21 protein-coding genes and 2 pseudogenes are annotated in these 21,035 nt (G+C 68.8%); 4 read left to right on the top strand and 19 right to left on the bottom strand.

Going from position 1 to position 21,035, the window contains the following annotated elements:
- Window positions 1–20: 20 nt before the first annotated feature.
- From ON41_RS16875 to ON41_RS16865, 3 genes are all read right to left on the bottom strand, one after another.
- Complete coding sequence (locus ON41_RS16875) at window positions 21–1,040, bottom strand: iron-containing redox enzyme family protein (protein WP_040748613.1); 1,020 nt, start codon at window positions 1,038–1,040, stop codon at window positions 21–23.
- 80 nt (window positions 1,041–1,120) lie between these two features.
- Window positions 1,121–1,780, bottom strand: coding sequence for a GAF and ANTAR domain-containing protein (locus ON41_RS16870; protein ID WP_218003485.1), 660 nt, complete (start codon window positions 1,778–1,780; stop codon window positions 1,121–1,123).
- Window positions 1,761–2,747 (bottom strand): SAM-dependent methyltransferase, encoded by a 987-nt coding sequence (locus ON41_RS16865; protein ID WP_083905412.1) that lies wholly within the window; start codon window positions 2,745–2,747, stop codon window positions 1,761–1,763. The genes ON41_RS16870 and ON41_RS16865 overlap by 20 nt, the downstream gene beginning before the upstream one ends.
- A gap of 115 nt (window positions 2,748–2,862) precedes the next feature.
- On the opposite strand from ON41_RS16865, the gene ON41_RS16860 reads away from it, so the two are divergent.
- Window positions 2,863–3,477, top strand: a complete 615-nt coding sequence (locus ON41_RS16860; RefSeq protein ID WP_174411332.1) for a TetR/AcrR family transcriptional regulator — start codon at window positions 2,863–2,865, stop codon at window positions 3,475–3,477.
- 151 nt (window positions 3,478–3,628) lie between these two features.
- Here the strand turns inward: ON41_RS16860 and ON41_RS16855 are convergent, their stop codons facing one another.
- On the bottom strand, window positions 3,629–4,135 hold the full coding sequence (locus ON41_RS16855) for a hypothetical protein (protein ID WP_157185499.1): 507 nt from the start codon (window positions 4,133–4,135) through the stop codon (window positions 3,629–3,631).
- A 166-nt stretch (window positions 4,136–4,301) separates the two neighbouring features.
- The gene (locus ON41_RS16850; RefSeq protein WP_040748609.1) at window positions 4,302–4,868 is read right to left on the bottom strand and encodes a peptide deformylase; all 567 of its coding nucleotides are present in this window, start codon (window positions 4,866–4,868) and stop codon (window positions 4,302–4,304) included.
- A gap of 46 nt (window positions 4,869–4,914) precedes the next feature.
- Between ON41_RS16850 and ON41_RS16845 the strand changes: the two genes are divergently transcribed.
- The gene (locus ON41_RS16845) at window positions 4,915–5,460 is read left to right on the top strand and encodes a PadR family transcriptional regulator (RefSeq protein WP_040748608.1); all 546 of its coding nucleotides are present in this window, start codon (window positions 4,915–4,917) and stop codon (window positions 5,458–5,460) included.
- 109 nt (window positions 5,461–5,569) lie between these two features.
- Here the strand turns inward: ON41_RS16845 and ON41_RS16840 are convergent, their stop codons facing one another.
- The 4 genes and pseudogenes from ON41_RS16840 to ON41_RS16825 form a co-directional block, all read right to left on the bottom strand.
- Complete coding sequence (locus tag ON41_RS16840; RefSeq protein ID WP_157185498.1) at window positions 5,570–6,172, bottom strand: pentapeptide repeat-containing protein; 603 nt, start codon at window positions 6,170–6,172, stop codon at window positions 5,570–5,572.
- 290 nt (window positions 6,173–6,462) lie between these two features.
- Window positions 6,463–7,344 (bottom strand): annotated as a pseudogene (locus ON41_RS16835) (spirocyclase AveC family protein).
- Window positions 7,345–7,522: 178 nt separating this feature from the next.
- Entirely contained in the window at window positions 7,523–8,536 is a 1,014-nt protein-coding gene (locus ON41_RS16830) for a glycoside hydrolase family 183 protein (RefSeq protein WP_040748607.1), read from the bottom strand.
- A 47-nt stretch (window positions 8,537–8,583) separates the two neighbouring features.
- The gene (locus tag ON41_RS16825; RefSeq protein ID WP_051161686.1) at window positions 8,584–8,937 is read right to left on the bottom strand and encodes a hypothetical protein; all 354 of its coding nucleotides are present in this window, start codon (window positions 8,935–8,937) and stop codon (window positions 8,584–8,586) included.
- 108 nt (window positions 8,938–9,045) lie between these two features.
- On the opposite strand from ON41_RS16825, the gene ON41_RS16820 reads away from it, so the two are divergent.
- Window positions 9,046–10,194: a hypothetical protein gene (locus ON41_RS16820; RefSeq protein ID WP_040748606.1), complete on the top strand. Its 1,149-nt coding sequence runs from the start codon at window positions 9,046–9,048 to the stop codon at window positions 10,192–10,194.
- 26 nt (window positions 10,195–10,220) lie between these two features.
- On the opposite strand, the gene ON41_RS16815 is transcribed toward ON41_RS16820, so the two are convergent.
- The 9 genes from ON41_RS16815 to ON41_RS16775 form a co-directional block, all read right to left on the bottom strand.
- Window positions 10,221–11,291, bottom strand: a complete 1,071-nt coding sequence (locus ON41_RS16815) for an MSMEG_0565 family glycosyltransferase (protein WP_040748605.1) — start codon at window positions 11,289–11,291, stop codon at window positions 10,221–10,223.
- Window positions 11,291–12,142 (bottom strand): carbon-nitrogen hydrolase family protein, encoded by an 852-nt coding sequence (locus ON41_RS16810; RefSeq protein WP_040748604.1) that lies wholly within the window; start codon window positions 12,140–12,142, stop codon window positions 11,291–11,293. The genes ON41_RS16815 and ON41_RS16810 overlap by 1 nt, the downstream gene beginning before the upstream one ends.
- 10 nt (window positions 12,143–12,152) lie before the next feature.
- Entirely contained in the window at window positions 12,153–13,397 is a 1,245-nt protein-coding gene (locus ON41_RS16805; protein ID WP_040748603.1) for an MSMEG_0569 family flavin-dependent oxidoreductase, read from the bottom strand.
- Window positions 13,390–14,313 (bottom strand): carbon-nitrogen hydrolase family protein, encoded by a 924-nt coding sequence (locus tag ON41_RS16800; RefSeq protein ID WP_040748602.1) that lies wholly within the window; start codon window positions 14,311–14,313, stop codon window positions 13,390–13,392. The genes ON41_RS16805 and ON41_RS16800 overlap by 8 nt, the downstream gene beginning before the upstream one ends.
- Window positions 14,310–15,737 carry an MSMEG_0567/sll0787 family protein gene (locus ON41_RS16795; RefSeq protein WP_040748601.1) on the bottom strand — a complete coding sequence of 476 codons (1,428 nt, stop codon included), beginning with the start codon at window positions 15,735–15,737 and terminating at the stop codon, window positions 14,310–14,312. Before ON41_RS16795 ends, ON41_RS16800 begins: the two co-directional genes overlap by 4 nt.
- Window position 15,738: 1 nt before the next feature.
- Window positions 15,739–16,797: an MSMEG_0568 family radical SAM protein gene (locus ON41_RS16790; RefSeq protein ID WP_040748600.1), complete on the bottom strand. Its 1,059-nt coding sequence runs from the start codon at window positions 16,795–16,797 to the stop codon at window positions 15,739–15,741.
- A 10-nt stretch (window positions 16,798–16,807) separates the two neighbouring features.
- The gene (locus ON41_RS16785) at window positions 16,808–17,353 is read right to left on the bottom strand and encodes an MSMEG_0572/Sll0783 family nitrogen starvation response protein (protein WP_040748599.1); all 546 of its coding nucleotides are present in this window, start codon (window positions 17,351–17,353) and stop codon (window positions 16,808–16,810) included.
- Window positions 17,354–17,695: 342 nt separating this feature from the next.
- Window positions 17,696–18,904, bottom strand: a complete 1,209-nt coding sequence (locus tag ON41_RS16780; RefSeq protein ID WP_040748598.1) for a cytochrome P450 — start codon at window positions 18,902–18,904, stop codon at window positions 17,696–17,698.
- A gap of 114 nt (window positions 18,905–19,018) precedes the next feature.
- Window positions 19,019–19,591 (bottom strand): hypothetical protein, encoded by a 573-nt coding sequence (locus tag ON41_RS16775; protein WP_040748597.1) that lies wholly within the window; start codon window positions 19,589–19,591, stop codon window positions 19,019–19,021.
- 108 nt (window positions 19,592–19,699) lie between these two features.
- Here ON41_RS16775 and ON41_RS16770 point away from each other — a divergent pair, with 108 nt between their 5' ends.
- The gene (locus ON41_RS16770; RefSeq protein ID WP_040748596.1) at window positions 19,700–20,272 is read left to right on the top strand and encodes a TetR/AcrR family transcriptional regulator; all 573 of its coding nucleotides are present in this window, start codon (window positions 19,700–19,702) and stop codon (window positions 20,270–20,272) included.
- A gap of 42 nt (window positions 20,273–20,314) precedes the next feature.
- Here ON41_RS16770 and ON41_RS16765 read toward each other — a convergent pair.
- Window positions 20,315–21,019 (bottom strand): annotated as a pseudogene (locus tag ON41_RS16765) (aldehyde dehydrogenase family protein); the annotation flags it as partial.
- Between the last annotated feature and the right edge of the window lie 16 nt (window positions 21,020–21,035).

Raw genomic sequence — 21,035 nt, 5'->3', positions numbered from 1 at the left:
GACTACCCGGATAACCCGGTTCAACCCGCCGCGCCCGGTCGGGGCGTATGCAGCGAGGTGCGGCCGCGGCGCCAGCTGTCGTCGAGCAGATGACGTTCGATCCGGTCTTCCAGCAGGTTGGTGGCCTGGATGCCGAAGACCACCGACGGCAGCAGGTCGGGGTCCTGCCGGAGCAGGTCGCCGATCACCTCGCGCCGCATCACCTGTTCGTGTACGGCGTCGGCCTCGATGTGCTCGGTGTAGAAGTGCACGCAGGCCGGATCCGCGCCGAGGCGGCGCAGTGTGTCGGCCATGCGCCGGGCGGCTGGCGGCGAGGTGATCTCCACGGTCGCGAAATGCCCGACCAGCGCGCCCCGCCGGCTGGCGTGCAGCCCGAACAGCGACATCATGTTGACCAGCGCGAGCATCGGCGCGGCCGCCACGTCCAGGTAGTGCAGATAGTCCGGGGACATCTCGGCCCCGGCGAGCAGGTCGGCGAACAGCCGCGCGTGCACGCGGTCGCCGCGGCCGCCGCCGAACTCGTCGAATTCCACCGCCACGAGCGCCGCCTTGGCGTGTCCGCGCAGCCGGGGGATCACCCACGCGTACGGGTCGGCCTCCCTGAGGTGGTAGATCGATCGGTGCGCGAAGTACTCGCGCAGGTGCCACCACCGGCCCTCTTCGGTGAGGAACGCCCCGACGCCGCTCGCCTCCTTCGGCTCGGTGACCAGCAGATCCAATTCGCCCTCGAGGTCGCGGCCACCGGCGACATCGCGGCGCAGCGCGGCGAGGAAACGGTCTTCCAGCGCCGCCCGCAGCCGCAGTACCTCCGGATCCCACTCGCGGTCCGGAGCCACGGAATCGAAACCGTGGTAATGCATTTCGTAGCACATGTGCAGCGCCAGATGCAGATCGCCGCCGTACGGATCGGCGGCGGCGATCTCCGGCGCGGAACCCGGGGGAGTACCGCGCAGCACATCGCGTACGGCGGCCGACAGCGGTCCGCGCGGATTCGGCAGGGGCGGGGCGATCGGATCGGCCAACGCTGAGTCGGTGGTCATGACCGGCGACTACCCGCCGGACGCACGGTCACACCGGACATCCGCCGCTCGCGTGGTTCGCCGGATCCCCGGATCGGCCGTCAGGGGCCCGGCAGGTGGCCGGTGCGGGCGAGGTTGTCGGCGATCTGGGCGAGTTTGGTGTTGGTGTGCTGGCTGGCGCGCACGAGCAGGGCGAATGCTTGGTCGGGGCTGAGTTTGTAGCGTTCCATGAGGATGCCTTTGGCCTGCCCGATCAGGTCGCGGGTATCCAGCGCCAGGGCCAGATGCGCGGCGTGCTGGGCGTCGGCCATCGCGACGGCGGCGTGCGCGGCGAACAGCAGGCCGACCCGTTCGGATTCGGGGGTGAAGGCACCGATCTCGTGCGCGTAGAGATTGAGTGCTCCGAGGTCGTTGCCGGTGACGTAGAGCTGGAACGACAGCATACTTCCGATGCCGAGTTCGACGGCCCGGGCGGCGAAGAGGGGCCAGCGCTGTTCCGCGCCCATGTCCGGCAGTGACACCGTGTGTTTGTCGTACAGGGCGTCCATGCAGGGGCCCTGTGCGAAGTCGATCTGCGCTCGGTCGACCTCGTGGACCAGGTCGGCCGAGGCGATGGGAGTGCTCATCGTGTCCCGCCCGCGCACCACGGACAGGCCCGCGTAACCGGCTCCGGGCACCGTGTGCACGGCGGCGTCGACTATGCCCTGGAGGGTCTCGTCGACATCGTCCTTTGCTTGCAGGTCACGCGCCAGATCGCTCAACCGTGCTGCGAGATCCTGTGGATTCATAATGGCCCCAATCCTCCATGACCGCGCAGGAATCCACCAGCGTGCCGCTGACATAGAGGACATCGCCCATGCGCAAGTCGTCGTCGGTCAGGGGTGGAAGGCCGTTGGCGGCGAACAGGTCTCGGTTGGTGATCGTGTTCAGTGCCCAGCCGCGGCCGGTCAGGTACGGGGCCGCTTCGTTGCGCTCACCGAAATATCGCAGCCGTGCCATATCGGGGTCGAAACCGTGCGCGCGCCAGCGTCGGGAAATGTGGTCCAGGGTCTTCTTCGTCGTCTCGTCCTCGCCCGGGCGCGGGTTGGGACGGCTCTCGGTGGCCACCCGGCTGCCCGGCGCGCTGAGTTCGGTGATGGTGTCCAGCAACAGATCCTGCGCCTCGGGCGGCAGGTAGCCGAGTAGCCCCTCGGCGCTCCACGCGGTCGGCCGCGCCGGGTCGAATCCGGCGGCGCGCAGGACGGCGGGCCAGTCGTCGCGCAGATCGACCGCGGCCACTCGCCGCTCGGCGGTGGGCGTCGCGCGCAGGTCGGTCAGCGTCCGGGTCTTGAAGTCCACGACCTGCGGCTGATCGACCTCGTACACCACGGTTCCGGTCGGCCAAGGCAGCCGGTACGCGCGGGAGTCCAATCCCGATGCCAGGATCACGGCCTGCGTGATGCCCGCGTCCACCGCAGCGAGGAAGAACTCGTCGTAGAACCTGGTGCGGACCTTGGCCCCGTCGATCGCCGCCTGCTCGACCAGGCCGTCGGGGGCCACCTCGCCCGTCGCCAGCCGGGTGAGGAAGTCGATGCCGACCGCCCGGACCAGCGGTTCGGCGAACGGGTCGTCGATGAGCGCCCGATCGGTACGGGTGGCTATCGCCCGGGTCGCGGCGGCCATGGTGGCGGTCGCGCCGACGCTGGATGCCAGGTCCCAGGTGTCGCCGTCGTGCCTGGTGGAAGTCATGTAGTGCGTTGTCCCCTCGGTGAATTCGTCGTAGATCGGCCGGATCGGCTTGCGCGCGAGGACCGACCAGTGGACCGTAACGGGGATTCCTGCCCGATCGACGAAAGTGAGAGCGGTGACCGCTCGTTTGCCTCGCAGCCCGCGTTCGGATGCCCAGGACAACCGTGACCACATCATCGATGTGGCCCGCGCGGTGTTCGTCACTGTCGGCCTGGACGTGGCGATCCGGGAGATCGCCCGCCGCGCCGAGGTCGGGCCCGCGACCGTCTACCGCCACTTCCCGACCAAGCAGATACTGATCGCCGAGGTGTTCACCGACCGGACGCACGCATGGCGGTCCGCGATGGCCGACGGACTCGCCGACGCTGACCCCTGGAACGGCTTCTGCCACACCCTCACGAAGCTCTGTGAGCTGCGAGCACTCGACCACGGCTTCACCGCGGCCGTGAAGTCCACCTTCCCGCGCGCGATCGACTTCGCCGCACTCCGCACGTCGTCGCTGACATCCGCGGCCGACCTGATCCGCCGGGTCGAAGACACCGGCCGCCTGCGCCCCGGCGTCGTGGTCGACGACCTGATCGCCGTGATCACGGCCAACGACGGCCTCCACGCGAGCACACCCGTAGCACGAATCGCGGCGTCGCGCCGCTTCGCCGCACTCGTGATTCCAGCGTTCCACGCCTCACCCGTGTCCGCACCACTGCCGCCGCGCGGAACGAGTTCGCCCTAGCTGGTGAGACGTCTGCCGGAGTCCTGTATTCCGCTGAATCGTGGGCTGGACGGTGCATCCGGATTACGCGATTGTCGTAGGTGCGTCGGTCCCGCTGCCGGGTGAGGGGACCCACCCGGCAGTCACACTCGATGAACTTCGCGCGGGACGGTCAGCGGCCGGCGCTGCCGGTCAGCGGAATTCCGGCGCCGGTCACCTCGACCGTGGCGACCTCGGTGGCCGATGCTGTGGGATCATTCGCCGACTGCGGATAGTTGTCGGCGCAGCGGCCGATCACATGCGCCGGGCCGTTGTCGAGGCCGCGCAGCGAGACGAAATTGGTCCGGCCGGGGGCCGCCACCGATTCTTCCGTGCTCAATGTCTGGTAGGAGCTGCCGATATTGAAGAGCGCGCCGGTGTCCGCGTTCTCGGCCCAGCACACGCCTCGATCGTTCGGGTTCTGGATCTTCGCGTATACCCCGCCCCCGTTCTCGGCGGAGAATTCGGCGGCGGGCGGCTGCAATGCGTCTTGGCCGGAAGCCACACCGGCGGGGGCGAGCGCCACACCGGCGGCCGCGGCGATCGGGGCGCTGTACATCAAGGTTGTCCGTATAAATCGTTGAATCACGGCGCGGATGCTATCAGCCGGAATGAATAAGTGACATATTTCGGCGGGCATGGAGGGCTAATAACACCGCTATTGTGCAGGTATTCGCCGATATCGACAGTTAAATGGTGTCGGCCGCACAGCAGGCTTTCGAGCCACGTTGATATCTGTGCATTCCTGCGGGCCTGGATGCCATTCGGATTCGAATCGCCGAACTGTCGCCCTACCGCGTGTCGGGTCAGCTCGGTGAGGTTCGAGAGTCCGTGCCCGGGAGCCAGCTGTTGCCGGGGCGGGTCCACTGCCGGTCTTTGATCATTCGGCGCGCTTCTCGTTTGTTTCTGCCGATGAGGCGTTCGAGGTAGAGGCGGCCGGTGAGGTGGTCGGTCTCGTGCTGGAGGCAGCGGGCGAGGTAGCCGGTGGCTTCGACGGTGAGGGGGCGTCCGGTCATGTCGACACCGGTGACCTTGGCCCAGTGCGCTCGCCCGGTGGGAAACCATTCGTCCGGCACGGACAGGCATCCTTCGAGGTCGTCCGGGTCGGGCATCGTCTCGGGAATGGGGGAGGTCTCCAGGACCGGGTTGACGACGTGGCCGCGGTGGCGCTGCCCGTCGTCGACGAGGTCGTAGACGAAAACCGCACGCGGGTCGCCGATCTGGTTCGCGGCCAGACCCGCACCTTCGGCGGCCGTGTTGGTGTCGAACAGGTCGTCGATGAACGCGGCGAGCTCGTCGTCGAAGGCGGTCACCGGAACCGCGGGCGTGGTCAGCCGGGGGTCGCCGGCGATGAGGATCGGTCGAACGGACATACACGGAAGAGTACTCAAAAACGAGTAGTCGTGTCAGACTGGGCGTGTGAACGAGACCAGGCTGTTCGTCCTTGCCGCACTGGCCAAACGCGGCCCTATGCACGGCCATCAACTGCGTCGCGATGCCCGCCTGGACCGGGCCGACCTGTGGTCGCGCGTCAAGCCCGGGTCGCTGTACGGCGCCTTGCATCGCATGTCCGACGAGGGGCTGATCCGGCCGGTGCGGACCGAGCAGGAGGGCGCCCTTCCCGCCCGCACGGTCTACGAGATCACCGGCGAAGGGCGCCGGGAACTGCGCGCCTTGCGTGACGAGGCCTTCACCGGGGTCGACATCCGGCCCGACCCGGTCGATCTCGCCCTGGCGGTCAGCGATGATCTCGATCGGGAGCTGCTGCGCGGATACATCGAAGACCGCCTCGCCGCGCTGCGGGCGCGGCGTTCCCGAATCGAGCACCAGCCCGACCGGCGCCGGCCCGACCGGAACACCGCCGACGACCTCATCGTCGATCACGCCATCATGCGGATCCAAGCCGAAATCGACTGGCACGAGAAGGTACTCGCGTGCGTCGACAAGCTCGACGAACCCCGTTGAGGCCGAAACCGCTTCAGCCGTCTCGGTCCAGGGCTGCTGTGACCGCCGTGCCGGCCGCAACGGTTGGCGCACAACGAGAATGCGGGTAGTGCGTCCGCGCTGCGATGTACTACGCGCCTGGCCCACGAGATATGGTGGCGCCGAGTGTATTCGCTCCAGTGAGGTCGGCACCGTCGAGGACGGCGTCGGCCAGATTCGCCCCTGCGAGATTCGCGTCGGCCAGGTTCGCGCCGGTGAGATCGGCACCGGCGAGGTTCGTGCCGGCCAAGTTGAGTCGGCCCAGGTCGGCGCCCCGCAGGCGCGCACGGGTCAGGCAGGTTTCGCTGAGATCTATGTCCGTGTCGGCAGTGTCGTGCGGGACGTGACGTCGGCCGATCACCGTGAGCACGGTCTGTACATCGTATTCGAGCCGTCCCGGCTCGCCCGGCTTACCCACGAGCCGGCACTTCCACACCGGGGACTGGGTGTGCACGTACGAGGCGAGGATCGAGTAGATCGTCGGGTGATCCGCGGGCGAATCCTTGGCCAGGCGCTCCAGCAGGAAGATCGCGGACAGCCGGGCCTCGGGTTTGTCGGTGGTCAGGTGTTCGACGGCCTTGTGCACTCGATCGGTCACGACGGTCTGCTGCGACAACGCGTATTGATCCTTGGTGGCGCGCAACGACTGTCCGGTGAACCACAAGGCGCCGAGCGCGGCGACCGTGGTCGCCATCGCGACGAGGTTCGTCCAGCCCTTCCAGACCAGGAACCGGTGCAACGTCCGTATGAACCGTTGTTCTCGAACGGGTTCGGGCCGGCGTAGCGACCGGCCGGTGCCGGCGACCCGAACCCGCCGCGATCGTGAAACTCCGTCTCGCATCGCTGTGTCCTGCCTGCTCGAAACCATCAGGGGGTCTATCTCGAGGCACACCGGCAGCCGATCATGCCAGCGGGCGGGCCACCGGGAACGCTGTCGGGCCGGATCGTGACCTGACAGCGACGCCGGCGGAGCGAAGAACTACATCACTGAGGATCGTTCGAGATATCCGCTCCGCCGGGCGGTATCAGGTTTCCGTTGGTGTCGATGTATCCCGATCGCTTCGTCGGTATGGGTAGCGCGGGGTCGGGGCACGGTATGTCCGTGCCGTCACCGCAGATGCCGCCGTTGAAATACGAAGGTGATCGAGGCCGCGCTCGACGACGGTACGGCCGTGGTCGTCGGTGAAGTAGCGCAGGCAGCACAGGCCTGCCTGCACCGCACCCACATCAGTCCCTCGTACACCGGCCCCTGGTGATAGGTGCCCGCGGCGAACGAGACGGACCGTATGGCGCCGGGGTAGGTGTAGAGCCCGAACGGCAGCATGAAGCCCGCCTCCATGACGAAGTCGAGCACGAAAGTGAACGCGTAGGTCGCCAGGATGAGCCGTAGATTGGTGATATTCGGCCAGCGCGACGTGATCTTTCGCATCACCCAGCAGCCGAATTTCGTGAGCATCAGTACTCCGGCCGCGTAGCCGGGAGCGTTGATCAACGTAGTTCAGCAGCGGGTCCTGGAAGAACATCAACCCCATGGACACCAGCAGGATGCCGTCGAGGGTGATCCGGCGTTCCCGGCGCCACGGCCTGACGAGGAACCACCAGATCGCCACCGGCACACACCACGACGGCGTTCATCGTGAGGAAGGCCTTCATGTCCATCGGCGGATCGGCCGGCCCGCCGGGCACCCGCTCGAAGTACGGCCCGCTGATCCATCGCACCCACACGTACACCTGTAGCGCCAAGAGCAGGCCACCGGCCGTCGCCCAGATCTGCACTCGTTTCACCCGCAGGCGGTCCTCGGCGGAGGTGGCCGGTGGGCCGTATTGCTTTGTCGCCTCGGGCTTCTCACTCGACAGTTCACCCATGACGCCTCCTGGCTCACGCTCGCATGCTCTCCCGCCAGAAATATACTCACTAGTATCTGGGTATGTGATGAGTATCTGAGATTCTGCGACGAAATTCGGAGTTCCGCGTCGCGGCCAGGCCCTCGGGCAGCGCCGAAATACAGTGGGGGATACGGGTGTGATGATCCGAGCGCCGGTGCTACAGCAGTTCCGAGACGTCGGCGCGGAACTGCATGGCGCGGTAGGGCCAGTTCGTCCCGGTGTTCCACTGGCTCACGACGAGGTGCAGCTCGGAGAGGGTGGAGCCCGGGACCACGTAGCCGCCGTAGAGCTGGGCGACCCGGCCGGTGGCGTGATGTTCGGCGTCCCAGCTCGTGCCCTCGAGCACGGTCGTCCGCGGTGCGCGATACAGGTCGGCGTTGGGTGCGTCGAGCAGCAGTGCGTCGATCCGGTAGTGGCCCGCGTCGAAGAACACGAGCAGCCAGTGCCGCCGACCGTCCGGGCCGGGCACCCGGCGCAGGCACAATTCGCCGAGCGCGCCCGGCAGGGTCAGCGTCGCCGGATTGCCCCAGGCCCAGCGCTCACCGGCGAACCCCCACGGCTCCCAGGACCCCGGATCGGTCAGCGAGTGCGCGGGAACCCGGTGCAGCAGGAGACCGGCGTCGCGCCGGAACCCGGTCGTATACGCGTAGACGTACCCGTCGTCGGCGACCTCCCAGGTCAGCATCTGGAACAGGCCGTCGCAGACGTCTCCCGGCCAGCGGGCCCCGGTGTTCGACCAGGTCACCCCGTTGTCGGTCGAGGCGAGGATCTCGGTCCAGAGCACCGTACCCAGCCCTTGGCACGCCATGACGTGCAGATACATCGTGTCGCCCAGCGTGATCAGGTCGGTCGGCAGCATTGTCGAGCATCGTGGTCGGCGCAGCACCGCCGACTTCGGGTACTCGATCAGCTGGCGCGCGTAGTCGTTCGCGTCGCCGCCGGATCCGGTCCAGCGCAGCCCGCCGGCCACGGTCTCGGGATCGGCGAACAGAGCGATCGGCGAGCGCCACCCGGGCCCGCCGACCGTGGCACGATCGAAACTGTCACCGAAAACGGCGACCAGCCGGCCGTCCGGTGCGGTGGCGACGACACCGAGGTCGGTCCCGCCGACACCGAACGCATCCGTGCGGCCGGGACCGGTCAGGTCGATGATCTTGGAGGTTGTGGCCATCCCCCCACTATTCCCACATCGCGGCGGGCAACGCCACCGCCGATCGGTCACCGACCGAAGCACCGTGATTCCGGGGCGATGCGCAGCCCGGTGATGGGAGTCGGGAGGTCGCCCCATCTGCCCGGCAAGATGCAGCCGACGGTGCCGTTGATGTCGCGCAGATAGACGACGTCGTCGCGGCGGGCGTTGTAGCCACGGCCACCGCTGAAATTCACCGGCTGGTAGCCGGCGGTGATGTCCTGGAACGCCCCCTTCTTCACGCCGTGACGGTCGTACAGGCACACGAACGGCCAGGGGCAGTCCGCCGGCGCGGCGTGCGCGGGGGCGGCGAGCGGCGTCAGAGCGCCCGCCGTCGCCAGCGCGATGGTGGCCAGGCCCAGGCGCGCACGGGTTGTGTTCATGGGTCGAACTCCGTTCTCTCGGCTGTGATGCCACACCAGAATCAGCTGGTCAGTGGCGCTGACCGGAGAATCTGGACAACTTTGGACGGGATTGGCCACAATGCGACCATGGCCGATCCGCTGGAGGAATTGCGGGTTCTCAAAACCCAACTCCGCGAACTTCGTTGGACCACTCAGGTCGATTCGCTCAACACGATCGCGCGGGAATCCGCCACGGGGCCGGGTGCGCGGGGCGGCATCAGCAAAGCCACCATCGGCAACCTCATCAATCCGGACAGCTCGACCATGCCGCGGTGGGAGACGTTCGAAATCTTCATCGATACCTGCCTGCGCCTCATCGACCGGGCCGGCACCGAGCCGCCCACCGACGGCGGCGATCGCCGGATCTGGCGGTTGCGCTACATCCGGGTACGGGATGCCCTGGGCGAAGACGGCGAGGTGGCCGAGGCCCTCGACGAGGCGGTGGAGGCGTCCACGGGATTCTCCGCGACGCCCGATTCCGGTGTGGCCGGGCGGGATTCGGTCATCGAAGGCCGCTGGCTGATACTCCTCACGGCCGCTGCGGTGCTGGCGGTCGTCGCGGTCGTGGTCGTATGGCAGGTGGTGGGCGACGAGCGCGCACCCGACGACGCCGGACCGGGAGCGAAGCCGTCGTTCTGCACGGAGCTGAACGGGACGATGATCCTGGACGACAGCTTCACCGACGTGCGGTCCGGCTGGCCGCAACGTCCCGGCCGATCCGAATACGTTTCCGGCTCATATCGTTTGACGGCCGTGTCGGGCCCCCAGGTCATCCCCGCCAATGCCCCCGTACCGATGTTGACGAATTCGTGCATGGAAGCCGTGGTGCGCCACGAGTCGGGTTCGGGGGGAATCGCGCTGTGGTGCCGGGGCGAACCCGGGGACTTGACTCGCCGATACCTCTTCACGGTGACGACCACCGGGCAGTGGGGTATAGCGATGGGGCAGCCCGAGCAGTCGACGGTGGCCGTGCTCGCCTCCCAGGACAGCTTGCCCGGACTGAATCTGGACCAGCAGACCAGAATCGGTGCGTCCTGCCGCAACACGGCCGAGGGCGTCGATCTGGTGGTGAGCGTGAACGGCCACCGCATCCGTCACCTGGATCCGGAGTCGCGGCTGACCAGCGGGACCGTGGGCATTGTCGGATGGTCGTGGCTACTGGAGCCGGGCGCCACCTCCAGCTACGTGGTCGAGGAAACCCAGATCTGGGACCTACCCGCCACGGTCGGAGGGTAGACGCGCAGGGGAAGACGACGGTGGTGTTAGTGCGCGCGGTAGAACTCGAGATGACTTCTCGCTGCCTTGTCCCAACCGAATCGGGCGGCGACGGCCCTGCCGTGTTCGGCTGCGGAGGGTTCTCGCTGGAGACTCTGTGCCATGGCCGTGGCCATATCGGTGGGATTCGTGCCGTAGGCGATAGCGTCCCCGAACACCTCCCGGAGAACCGGCAGGTCACGGCCCACCACCGGCACGCCCGCGGCAAGTGCCTCCATGGCCGCCAGGCCGAACCCCTCCTTCGTGGAGAAGAGGGGAACCACGGCGGCGCCGGCCACCAGGGCGGGCAGGGAGTCGTGGGGCACGGTACCGAGGATCGTCGGCCGGATGCCCAATTCGATGGCGCGCGAGTCGAAGACGGCCCGGTAGGCGCGATAGTCGAAGAGGGTCTCGCCGCCCGCGTAGACGAGGCTCAGGTGTGGATGGTCGCGGCGGAGCAGGGCGAAGGCCTCCAGGAGATCGACGCTGCCCTTGCGGGGTTCGATGCCGCCCAGCGCCAGAACGTACGGGCCGAGCCTGCGTGACCAGTCCAGACGGGCGGCGGACGCGGAAGCCGTTGCGAAGCGGTCGTATTCGACGCCGTTCGGGATCACCGTGGGGCTCAGGCCCCAGCCCGCGCGGACCTCCGCGGCGACGGCGGCCGAGACGCAGATGTGTGCGTAGGGCTCGACGATGGCGCGCTCGTGGCAGGCGGCCAGCTCGGGTGTGGTGAAGGTGTCGAGGTGGTGGACGGTGCGGATACATCGGTCGACCGCGTTGGCGCTGATGCAGTCCTGGGCGTGCACGATGTCGTAGCGCGAGGGAGTGAAGGCGGAGCGTAAGGCCTTGATGGAGCGCATGATCCGGGCTCCGACCGATTCGCCGTCGGCGGCCTCGAACGGCACCACGCGCACGGTCACGGCCGGATCGACGGGCCGGAAGAAGGCCGCGTCGCCGCCGCGGCCCAGGGTCCACACCGTGACGTCCACGCCCAGCGCGGCCAGGGCCTCGGCCAGATTCAGTGTATGCACGACGCCCCCACGGGGTTTGGTGGAATAGGTGAGCAACGCGACCCGCATCAGAACCGGCCCTTGTCGCTCATCAGGTTGTGGTACGCGTCCACCCGGCGTTCGGCCAGGTGACGCAGGACGCGCCGGGCCCGTTCCACCTCCGCGTCGACATCGATGTCCGTGACCGCGAGCCCGCCCTTGGACCAGGTCTTCGCGAGGATGTCGCCGCCGGGGCCGACGATCTTGGCCTGCCCCAGAAATCGCAGCGACCCTGTGATGCCGGTCTGGTTGGACGAGGCCAGGACGACCTGGTTCTCGGCCGCGCGGGCCTGATCGTAGAGGTCGAAGAGGCGGGACTGGCGGTCGTTGGGCATGCGGGAGGCGCGATCGGTGACGCTCGCGGGCCATGCGGACAGGGCCGCGATCGTGCGAGCGCCGTCCAGGGCCAGGGCGCGGGCCGATTCGGGGAAGGTCTTGTCGTAGTCGATGAGCATTCCCAGACGGCCCACGGGAGTGTCGAAGGCGGTGAAGCGATCTCCCGCGGCATAGGCGAGGTGTTCGCCCGCGGGCTGGTGGGCCTTGCGGTGGCGGCCCAGGACGCCGTCGCCGGTCACGCAGACCGCGGCGTTGTAACGGGCGCCGTCGCCGTGCTCGGCGTAGCCGACGCAGACGGTCATCGCGCCGGCCAGCCGGCACAGCAGCCGGATCTCGGGGCCGTCGGGGTCGATGGCCTCGGGGCCGGTCGCCGGATCGGGATTGCGGAGGTCGCCGATGTAGCCGCCGAGCGTCGCATCGGGCAGGACGAGCAGGTCGACGCCGTCGGCGGCGAGCCGGTCGATGATGCCGGTGATCTTGTCGAGGGCGCGGGCGATATCACTGCCGAAATGGGCGGCGACGGCGGCGATCCTGGTGACGGCCATGGGAATCCGATCAAGCCGCCACGCGCGTGCGGGTGGTCTGCGCGATCCGCTCCGCGAGGTGTTCGGCGTCGCGGGCGATCGCCGCGAAGCGGCCCGACCCCCACGTGTGCAGCCACGGCAGCCCGAGGAAATACAGGCCCGCGGTGGAGGTGACGCCGCGGTTGTGGCACGGATGCCCCTCGCCGTCGAAGACACCGACGCGCAGCCAGCGGTAATCCGTCCGGAAGCCGACCGACCACACCACCGACGTGATCCCGCTCGCCGCCAGGTCCACATCGGTCACCTCCCGCTCGGGTCGCCACACCGGCCGATAGCGCTCCTCGGCGGGTGCGTCGACGCCCTCGCGGGTGATGTAAGCGTCGATGGAATCCTTGATGCTCTCGGCTACGGCGTCGGCGGCGTCGAGCTGCTTCTCGAGGGTCGGCTCGAAACGCGCTGTGCCACCGGCGACATCGACCATCCGACCGTAGAGGGACATGCCCTCGAGCGCGAAGCGACGCAGATCGATATCGCGCCCGCCGTCGCGGCCGGTGACGTAGTGATTGGTGTTCTCGCGCTTGCCGAGACCGCCGGGCTGGTCCTCGATGGGAATGTCGTAGTGGCCCATGTCCTGGAGCCACGCCACGCAGTCGCGGCCCCGGTAGAAGCGCGCGACGCGCGGCGCGCTGCCGACCGCGAGATGCACCTTCCGCCCGGCCAGATGCAGATCCTCCGCGATCTGCGCGCCCGACTGCCCGGTGCCGACGACCAGGACCGCGCCCTCGGGAAGGTCGGCGGCACTGCGGTATTCGGCGGAGTGCAACTGCCGGATCGTCCCGGGCAACCGTTCGCCGAACCGCGGAATCGTGGGCGTGTGATAGCCACCGGCGGCCACCACCACCTGATCGGAATGCAGTGGCCCCGAGGTCGTTTCGATATCGAAACCACCGCCGCTCGCCACGCTCACCGCCGTGACGGTGACGTGCTCGCGCACCGGCGGATCGAAGGTGTCGGCATAGCCGCGCACCCACGCGTAGACCTCGTCGCGTGTCATGAAGCCGTGCGGCTCGGGACCGTCGTAGCGATAGCCGGGCAGCACGCACTGCCAGTTGGGTGTGACGAGAGTGAAGTTGTCCCAGCGGGTGTCGCGCCACTCGTGCGCGACGGTGTCGCGTTCCAGGACGACATGATCGATCCCGCGGCTGGTCAGATGCCAGCTGATCGACAGCCCGGCCTGCCCGCCGCCGATCACGACGACCTCGTGATGGTCAGGCATGAGCGGCCGCCAATCCCTCGGGCACGGACGGCTGTCCGACCACGCCGTGCCGCGCGACCACGCTGTCGTAGATCTCCGGTCGCCGATCGCGGAGGTTGTACATGCCGCCGCCCCGGGCCAGCCCCAGCGCGTGCTCGACGTCGACGGTCGTGGTGGCCAGGCCGGGTTCGGTGCCCGTGGTGGCGAGGACCTCGCCGCCGGGACCGACGATCTTGGCGCTGCATACGAAGCGCAGCGAGCCGAAGGTCCCGGCCTGGTTGGAGGCGATCCACACCACCTGGTTCTCCACGGCCCGCGCGCGGTCGAAGATGTCGAAGCGCTGGGTCCAGCGGTCGTCCTCGAGCCGTTCGGCGGTGGCGGTGCGGGCGGTCGGCCACGCCGACAGCGAGGTGATGATCTCCGCGCCGTCCAGTGCCAGCGCCCGCGCCGCCTCGGGGAACGCCTTGTCGTAGCAGATCTGCATGCCCATCCGGCCGAGGGGCGTGTCGAAGGCGCGGAACGCCGAACCCGCGGCGTAGCAGAGGTTTTCGCCGAGTGGCTGATGCACCTTGCGGTACGAGCCGAGCACGCCGTCGCCGGTGAGGGTGACCGCGGCGTTGTAGCGGTCCTCGCCGTCGGCCTCGCAGAAGCCGAGGGTGACGACGAGATCACCGGCCATGGCGGCGATCCGGCGTAGTTCGGGCCCGTCGAGCGCGAGGGCGGGCGGGAGGCTGCGCAGCCGTCGCCGCCGGGCCTCCTCGCTCTCGGTGTCCCCGCCCAGGCTGGGCAGATAGCCGCCGAGGCAGGCCTCGGGCAGCACCAGCAGGCGGCTGCCCCGGGCGCGGGCCCGATCGATGAGGTCGCCGATGGTGCGGTAGCAGGTGTCCATATCGCGGCCGAATTCGGCGGCGGCGACAGAGATGGTCAGGTCGGTCATGAGAGTCCCAATCCGGTGACGGTGCCGGGCACCGCGGTGGTGGTGTTTCCGTCGGGCCAGCGCAGTCGCACGCCGGGCGTGGTGGTCAGGACGCCGCATACCGCGGAGGTCGCGGGTCCGGTGGCGGCGATCGCGGCGCCGGGGCGGTCGGCGGTGAGCATGGCGAAGCCGGGGAAACAGGTGATCCATTCCGCGACAGCGGTTTCGGCGGGACGCGGCATGCGCGCCACGTCCAGTTCCGCGCCGACTCCGGACGCCTCGGCGAGCATGCCCGCGGTTCCGGCCAGCCCGGCCATGCTGACGTCCTTCGCGGCGGCCGGCGCGGTGTCGGCGACGAAGCGCCCGAGCGCCCGCAACTCCGCGCCGGTCCGCAGTGATGACGAATCCCATTGCCGCCCTGTATAACCCGGACGCCACCGGCCGCCGAGATCCGCGGTGAGGCGTAGCTCGTCGCCCGCCCGGCCGCCACCGCCGGGCACCGGCCGCGCGGTGCGGCCGAGGGCGGTCACCGACAGCGCGGCCGGTCCGATCTGGGTGTGCCCGCCGAGTACGGGCACGCCCCAGGTGTCGCTCGCCCGGGCCAGGCCGCGCAGGATGCGCGTGAGCAGCGACCGGGTCGGAGCGGCGACCGCGTCGAGCAGCCCGACGGGTTCGGCGCCCATGGCGGCCAGGTCGTTGAGATTCACCAGCGCCGCGCACCAGCCCGCCCACTCCGGATCGCGTTCGACCATGGAGGCGAGAATCGCGTCGCAGGCCGCGACGAGATCGCTGCCCGGCACCGGCGCGCCGTCGTCACCGCGGAAACCGGTGCCGCCCAGCGACATCGGCTGCGCGCCGAGATCGTTCAGCAGCGGGCCGAGCAGCACCTTGGTGGTCCGCGCCAGCCGGTCGATCCGGTCGATCGGCCAGCGCATGCGGACGTGCGGCGCGCCGCCGACCATGGTGTCGCCCAGGAGGATCCAGCCCAAGCGGGCGAACATCGCGGCGTGCCGCCGCTGCACCGTGGCCTCGAACCGCAGGACGTCGGCGTTCTCGGCGTAGGCGCACGCCGCGCGCACCAGCGCGTGACCGACCCCGCGCGTGCGGCGCCCGCTGTTCACGACCAGCCTGCTGCCGGTCCACCAGCCGAGATCGGCGGTGGTGGCGGGGGCAAGGCGCACGCCGCCGAGGACGGTGCCGTCCGGGGCGAGCGCGACCAGGACGATGGTGCGCGGATCGTCGTCGGTGTCGTCGGCGTCGCTGCCCTCGAACAGGCCCTGATCGCGAACGAAGCTCTCGCGGCGCAGCCCGCGATAGGCGGCGAGATGGCGGGCGTCGGCCGGGCGGATCAGGAATCCGTCCGCGGGCTCGGTGGGATTCGGGTGTCCGGACAGGACGCAGTGGTCCGGTGACGACGAGGCCCGGAAGGTGTCGACGGCGACCATGTCAGCCTCCCGCGGTCCGGAGCACGCTGCACGCCCCGCACGCCGCGCAGCCCGCCTTCTGATCGGCGCCGAGCATCCCGGCCCGGCGCAATGCGTCAGCGACCCTGCGAGTTACGTCCTCGAGCAGCGACGGCGCCGGCGCCGCCGCGCCGTCGACATCGGCGGCGAGCGTCCCGGCCAGCGGCCGGAAGGGGACGACGAACGGGTAGACGCCCATCTCGATGAGTTCCCGTGCGCCGCGGACCAGTTCGTCGGGGTCCTCGCCGAGGCCGACCAGCAGGTAGGTCGACACCTGATTGCGGCCGAACACCCGCACGGCTTCGGCCCAGGCCGCCCGGTACTCCGACAGCGGCACCGTGGACTTACCGGGCATCCAGCGGGCGCGCACCCGGTCGTCGAGGGATTCGACGTGGATGCCGATGGATTCCGCGCCCGCCTCGCGCAGTTCCGTGAGAACGGCCAGGTCGGCGGGCGGTTCGCACTGCACCTGGATCGGCAGTCCGGGAACGGCCCGCCGCACGGCCCGCACGCAGCGCGCCAGATGCCGTGCGCCGCGGTCCTTTCCGGCCGTGGTGCCGGTGGTCATCACCATCTGGCGCACCCCGTCGAGCCGGACCGCGGCGGCCGCGACATCGGCGAGCTGCTCGGGCCGCTTGACCGCGACCGTCGAGCCCGCCGCCAGCGAGGCCTCGATCGCGCAGAACCGGCAGCGCTGGTCCTCGCCGTATCGAATACAGGTCTGCACCACGGTCGTGGCGAGCACGTCGGCGCCGTGCAGCTTGGCGATCTGCTCGTAGGCGATGCCGTCGGCGGTGCGCAGGTCGTAGAAGCGCGGCCGCCGCACCGGCTCGACGGCGACACCGAGATCGGCGCCGTCGCGCAGCAGCCGGTCGCCGCGCAGGGTGTAGGGACTGTCGGACCGGATGGGAACGGCAGCGCCGGCGCCCCCGAACAGCACATGACCGTCGTCGCTGGGCCCGGCTCCGGAACGGCGCTGCACCGGCACGTCGACGCGAATTCCGAGTAGCGCCAGGTCTACTCGTGTGGATACCTCGGTCATGGCGGGCCGCCTACACCTGATAGGTGGAGTTGATGATCGCGCCCTTGCGCGCGTAGTGGATCAGTGCGTCCTGCACGTCGAGCGGATGTGCGGGAACGACGCCCTCGATGAGGTCCTCCTCGCGCGCGCCGTGCAGGGCCAGGCCGAACCGGCAGGCGAACACCTTGCCGCCCTCGGCGATGAAGGTGGACAGTGCCTCGTTGATGTTCTGCTCGCCGGGGAAGCCGCTGTCGCCGGTGGTCGGGAAACCGCGGTTGGCGACGCAGTTGATCGCGCCGGGTCCGTAGAAATAGATGGCCGATTCGAAGCCCTTGCGCAGCGCGCGGGTGGCTTGCAGGACGGCCACGAAACTCACCGAGGACTCGTGCGCGATGCCGTGCACGAGCGTGAAGTACGTTTCCCCGGCCTCGGCGCGGTAGTCGGGGAAGATCTTGGTGGCGCCGTAGATGTTGGTGCCCTTGGGCAGCGCCGGGTGCGGGATCTCGGCCAGCGATTTCGCGATGTTCTCCTCGATCGCCTTGTCGATGTCGGCGGTGGTCTCGGTGGGTGCGGACATGCGTCAACTCCTGGGGAAGGTTCGTCGGAATCGGTGAATTCGGCGGGGGAGTCGGGTTCACCGATGGAACTAGTTGACGCCGTGAGTATTTCCTGTTGGTCACATCCGGAGTAATTGAGAGTTGCCGAAGTCTCACCGGTCGCGAATTGCGTCCTAGGCTCGTAAATGTCTGTGCGGCAGTCATTTTCGGCGCTGCGGCGATGTGAATTCGAGCGTTTCAGAACAGCGGGCGACCGCCGCGTAATCGTCGTGCTGGGCCTTTCCGGAGCCCGTTTACATTCGCCCGCCGTGGATCTAGCGGATCCGTAACACGGATGTCATCGAGGACGTACCTGTCGAGTATCAGCCGATCGTGATCGGCAAGGTCTCCCAGCCGCGCACGGTGGAGGTCGAGGACAGTGCGGCCCCGTCCCATTCGACGTCCCATCGGGGAAATCGGGCGAGTAGTTCCTCCAGGGCGACCTTGGCCTCGAGGCGGGCCAGGGCGGCTCCCAGGCAGAAGTGGGTGCCGAAGCCGAAGGTCCGCTGGTTGCTCATCTTGCGGTGGATGTCGAATCGCTGCGGGGACGGCCAGCGGTTCTCGTCGCGGTTGGACGAGCCGATCAGGAGCATCATCGCGCTGCCGGCGGGCACGGTCCGGCCGTACAGGTCGACGTCGGCGGTGACGTATCGGGCGATGGCGTGCCCGGTGGGCTCGAACCGCAGTGTCTCCTCGATGGCGTTCGGGATCAGGCGCGGCCGGCCGACCAGTTCGGCGCGCTGGTCGGGGTGCCGGGCGAGCAGCGAACCCAGCCAGCCGATCAGCCGGGCGGTGGTCTCGTTGCCCGCGCCGGCCACGACGGAGATGTAGGTCAGGATCTCCTGGCGGGTCAGCGTCCGCGTCACGCCCTCGGTGTCGACGAATTCCGCGCGCAGCAGTTCGGTCATCAGGTCGTCGGAGGGGTGGTCGGCGCGCCAGTCGATGTACTCCGCGAACTGGTCGGCATGCGGAATTGCCGTGTCCGACACCTGCATCCGCTGCCCCGGAGCGGTGCGCAGATTCGCGTCCGCGCGCTCGCGGACCGATTCCTGGTCGGATTCGGGGATGCCGAGCAGCATCCCGATCACGCGCATCGGCACCTCGTTGGCGAACGCGGTCATGAGATCGAACCGGTCGAGGCCGGTGAGCCGGTCCAGCGAGCGGACGCACAGGTCGCGGATCTGCGGCTCCAGCGACAGCACCCGCCGCGGCGTGAACACGCTCTTGAGCAGTCCGCGGTGGACGTCGTGGGCCGGCGGGTCCTCCATGAGCAGGGTGCCGGGCGGAATCTCGACGCCCGCCTTGATGATCTCCAGGATCGGCCCGCGCGAGGAGGAGAAGGTCTCCCAGTCGAGCAGGGCGCGGTCGACGTCGTCGGCACGGCTGAGGGCGTAGAAGTCGTGCGTCTCGTTGTAATAGAGCGGCGCCTCCGCCCGCAGCCGCTCGTAGATCGGATACGGATCGCGGGCGATCGCGGGGTCGAAGGGATCCCAGTAGGCCGCGGTGTCGCCGTGCGGTTGGGTGTCGGGCATGCTGACCTCGATCCGTCCGATAACTATGTTACCCTGCAACGATATCTCGAATGCAGAATTCGAGAATTAGATTCTCGATTGCGGTGTCGACAGCCCCGCGGCCGGACCGGGCGGTCACGCACGCGATCGGCGGCGTCCTTCGGCGGTGCGGCCCAGGCGGATCGCGGAGATCAGGAAGAACACGCCGCCGAGGGTCGCGTACCCGGCGAGGCTGCCGAGCGAGGCCGAGGACCCGCCGGATTGCAGGATGAACCCGGCGCCCGCGAGGACCGAGATGCCGCCGCTGAGGATCATCGGCCACTGCCCGCCGAGCGCGCGGCGGGTAACCCCGACGACGAGCTGCACCGCTCCGGCGGCGATCGCCCATGCGCCCCATACGATCAGCACCGCGCGCAGTCCGGAGCCGACCGCGAAGGCGAGGCCGACGGCGGTGAGCAGGCTGAGGCCCATATTGACGGAGAGCAGCAGCGCCGAGGGGGTCGCACGGGACGCGCGATGGTCGATGACCGCGGCGGCGAGGTCGAACACGGGGTAGAGCAGGAGCAGGGTCGCGCTGACAGGGCCGATCGAGGAGGCGGTCGCGGCGAGCAGCGCGGCCCAGACGATCGCGAACCCGAATCTGACGAAATAGAGCGTGCGAAGCGCCGTCGAGATCGACGCGGGGCGAGATGCGATGGCGGTGGTCATGAGGGGTCCGATCTGTCGTAGCGTAAAGTAGAATGACTAGTCACTCTACTTGAGACGACAGTAGCGGCCGAGGGGAGCGGGGCGCAAGGACGAATGGAGGGAGGCCCTATGATCGGGACCGTGAAAGCGTCGATGCGGGAGCGGTTGATCGACGCAGCGACCGAGTTGTTCTATGCGGACGGGCTCCGTGCCGTGAGCGTCGACAAGGTCATCGAGCGGGCCGCGACCACGAAGGTGACCTTCTACCGGCACTTCAAGAGCAAGGACGACCTCATCGTCGCCCATCTGGAACGGCGCGCCCGGCTCGAACGGGAGGGCCTCACCGCGGCGATCCGGCACGCGGACGGCGACGTCGACCGGGCCTTTCAGCTCATCGCCGCGGCGGTCGGCGCGATGGCATGTGAGCCCGGTTTCCGCGGCTGCCCGTTCATCAACGCGGCCGCCGAATACCCGGATCCGGACAGCAGCGTCCGGAAGGCGGTCGCCGAGCACCGCGCATGGTGCCGAACGTTATTCGCGGAACTCGTCGATCCGCTCGACCTGCCCGATCCCGGCGCGGTCGCCGACGATCTCATGCTGATCCGCGACGGCGCGATGGTCGGCGGCTACCTGGACGACCGCGACACCCTCGCCGACTCGTTCCTCCGCGGCTGCCGCGCCCTCACCACCCGAACCGGCTGAGACGCAACGGATTCGGGCGCGGCGGTCAGGGTAGTCGCGGTGTCAGATCTGTGCCCACACCGACTTGGTCTGGAGGTAGGCCTCGATGCCTTCGCGGCCGAATTCGTGGCCCCAGCGGGATTGCTTGTAGCCGCCGAAGGGGACGTTGTGATCGAAGTTCAGCTGGGAGTTCAGCGTGACGGTGCCCGCGTGCAGGCGCTTCGCGATGCGGTGGGCCCGGCTGAGATTGGTGGTCCAGGCGGTCGCGGCGAGGCCGTAGGTCGTGTCGTTCGCGAGGGCCGCGGCCTCGTCGTCATCGTCGAACGGCAGGATCGTCACCACGGGGCCGAAGATCTCCTGCTGGTACAGGCGCATATCGCGGTCGACGTTGGTGAGCACGGTCGGGTGGACGAAGTAGCCGGGCCGGTCGAGCCGGTATCCGCCGGTCACCACCTCGACGCCGTCGCGTTTGCCCTCATCGATGAAGCCCATGACACGGGTGAGCTGCTTCTGGCTGATCAGCGGGCCGATGCCGCTGCCCTCTTCTTTGGGGCCGCCCAGTTGCAGCGCGTTGGCGATCGTCGTGATGCCGTCCACCACCTGGTCGTAGACGCCGCGCTGGACGAAGACCCGTGAGCCGCAGACGCATCCCTGGCCGGAATGCACGAAGATGCCCATCGAGGCCATCATGATGGCCATGTTCAGGTCGGCGTCGTCGTAGATCAGGACCGGTGACTTCCCGCCGAGTTCGAGCATGACCTTCTTGACTCAAGAAGGTCATGCT

This window comes from Nocardia transvalensis NBRC 15921 (assembly GCF_000308875.1).
GTDB lineage: Bacteria > Actinomycetota > Actinomycetes > Mycobacteriales > Mycobacteriaceae > Nocardia > Nocardia transvalensis.
Note: the sequence above shows the minus strand (reverse complement) of the source record. Positions and strands in the feature narration are given on the sequence as shown.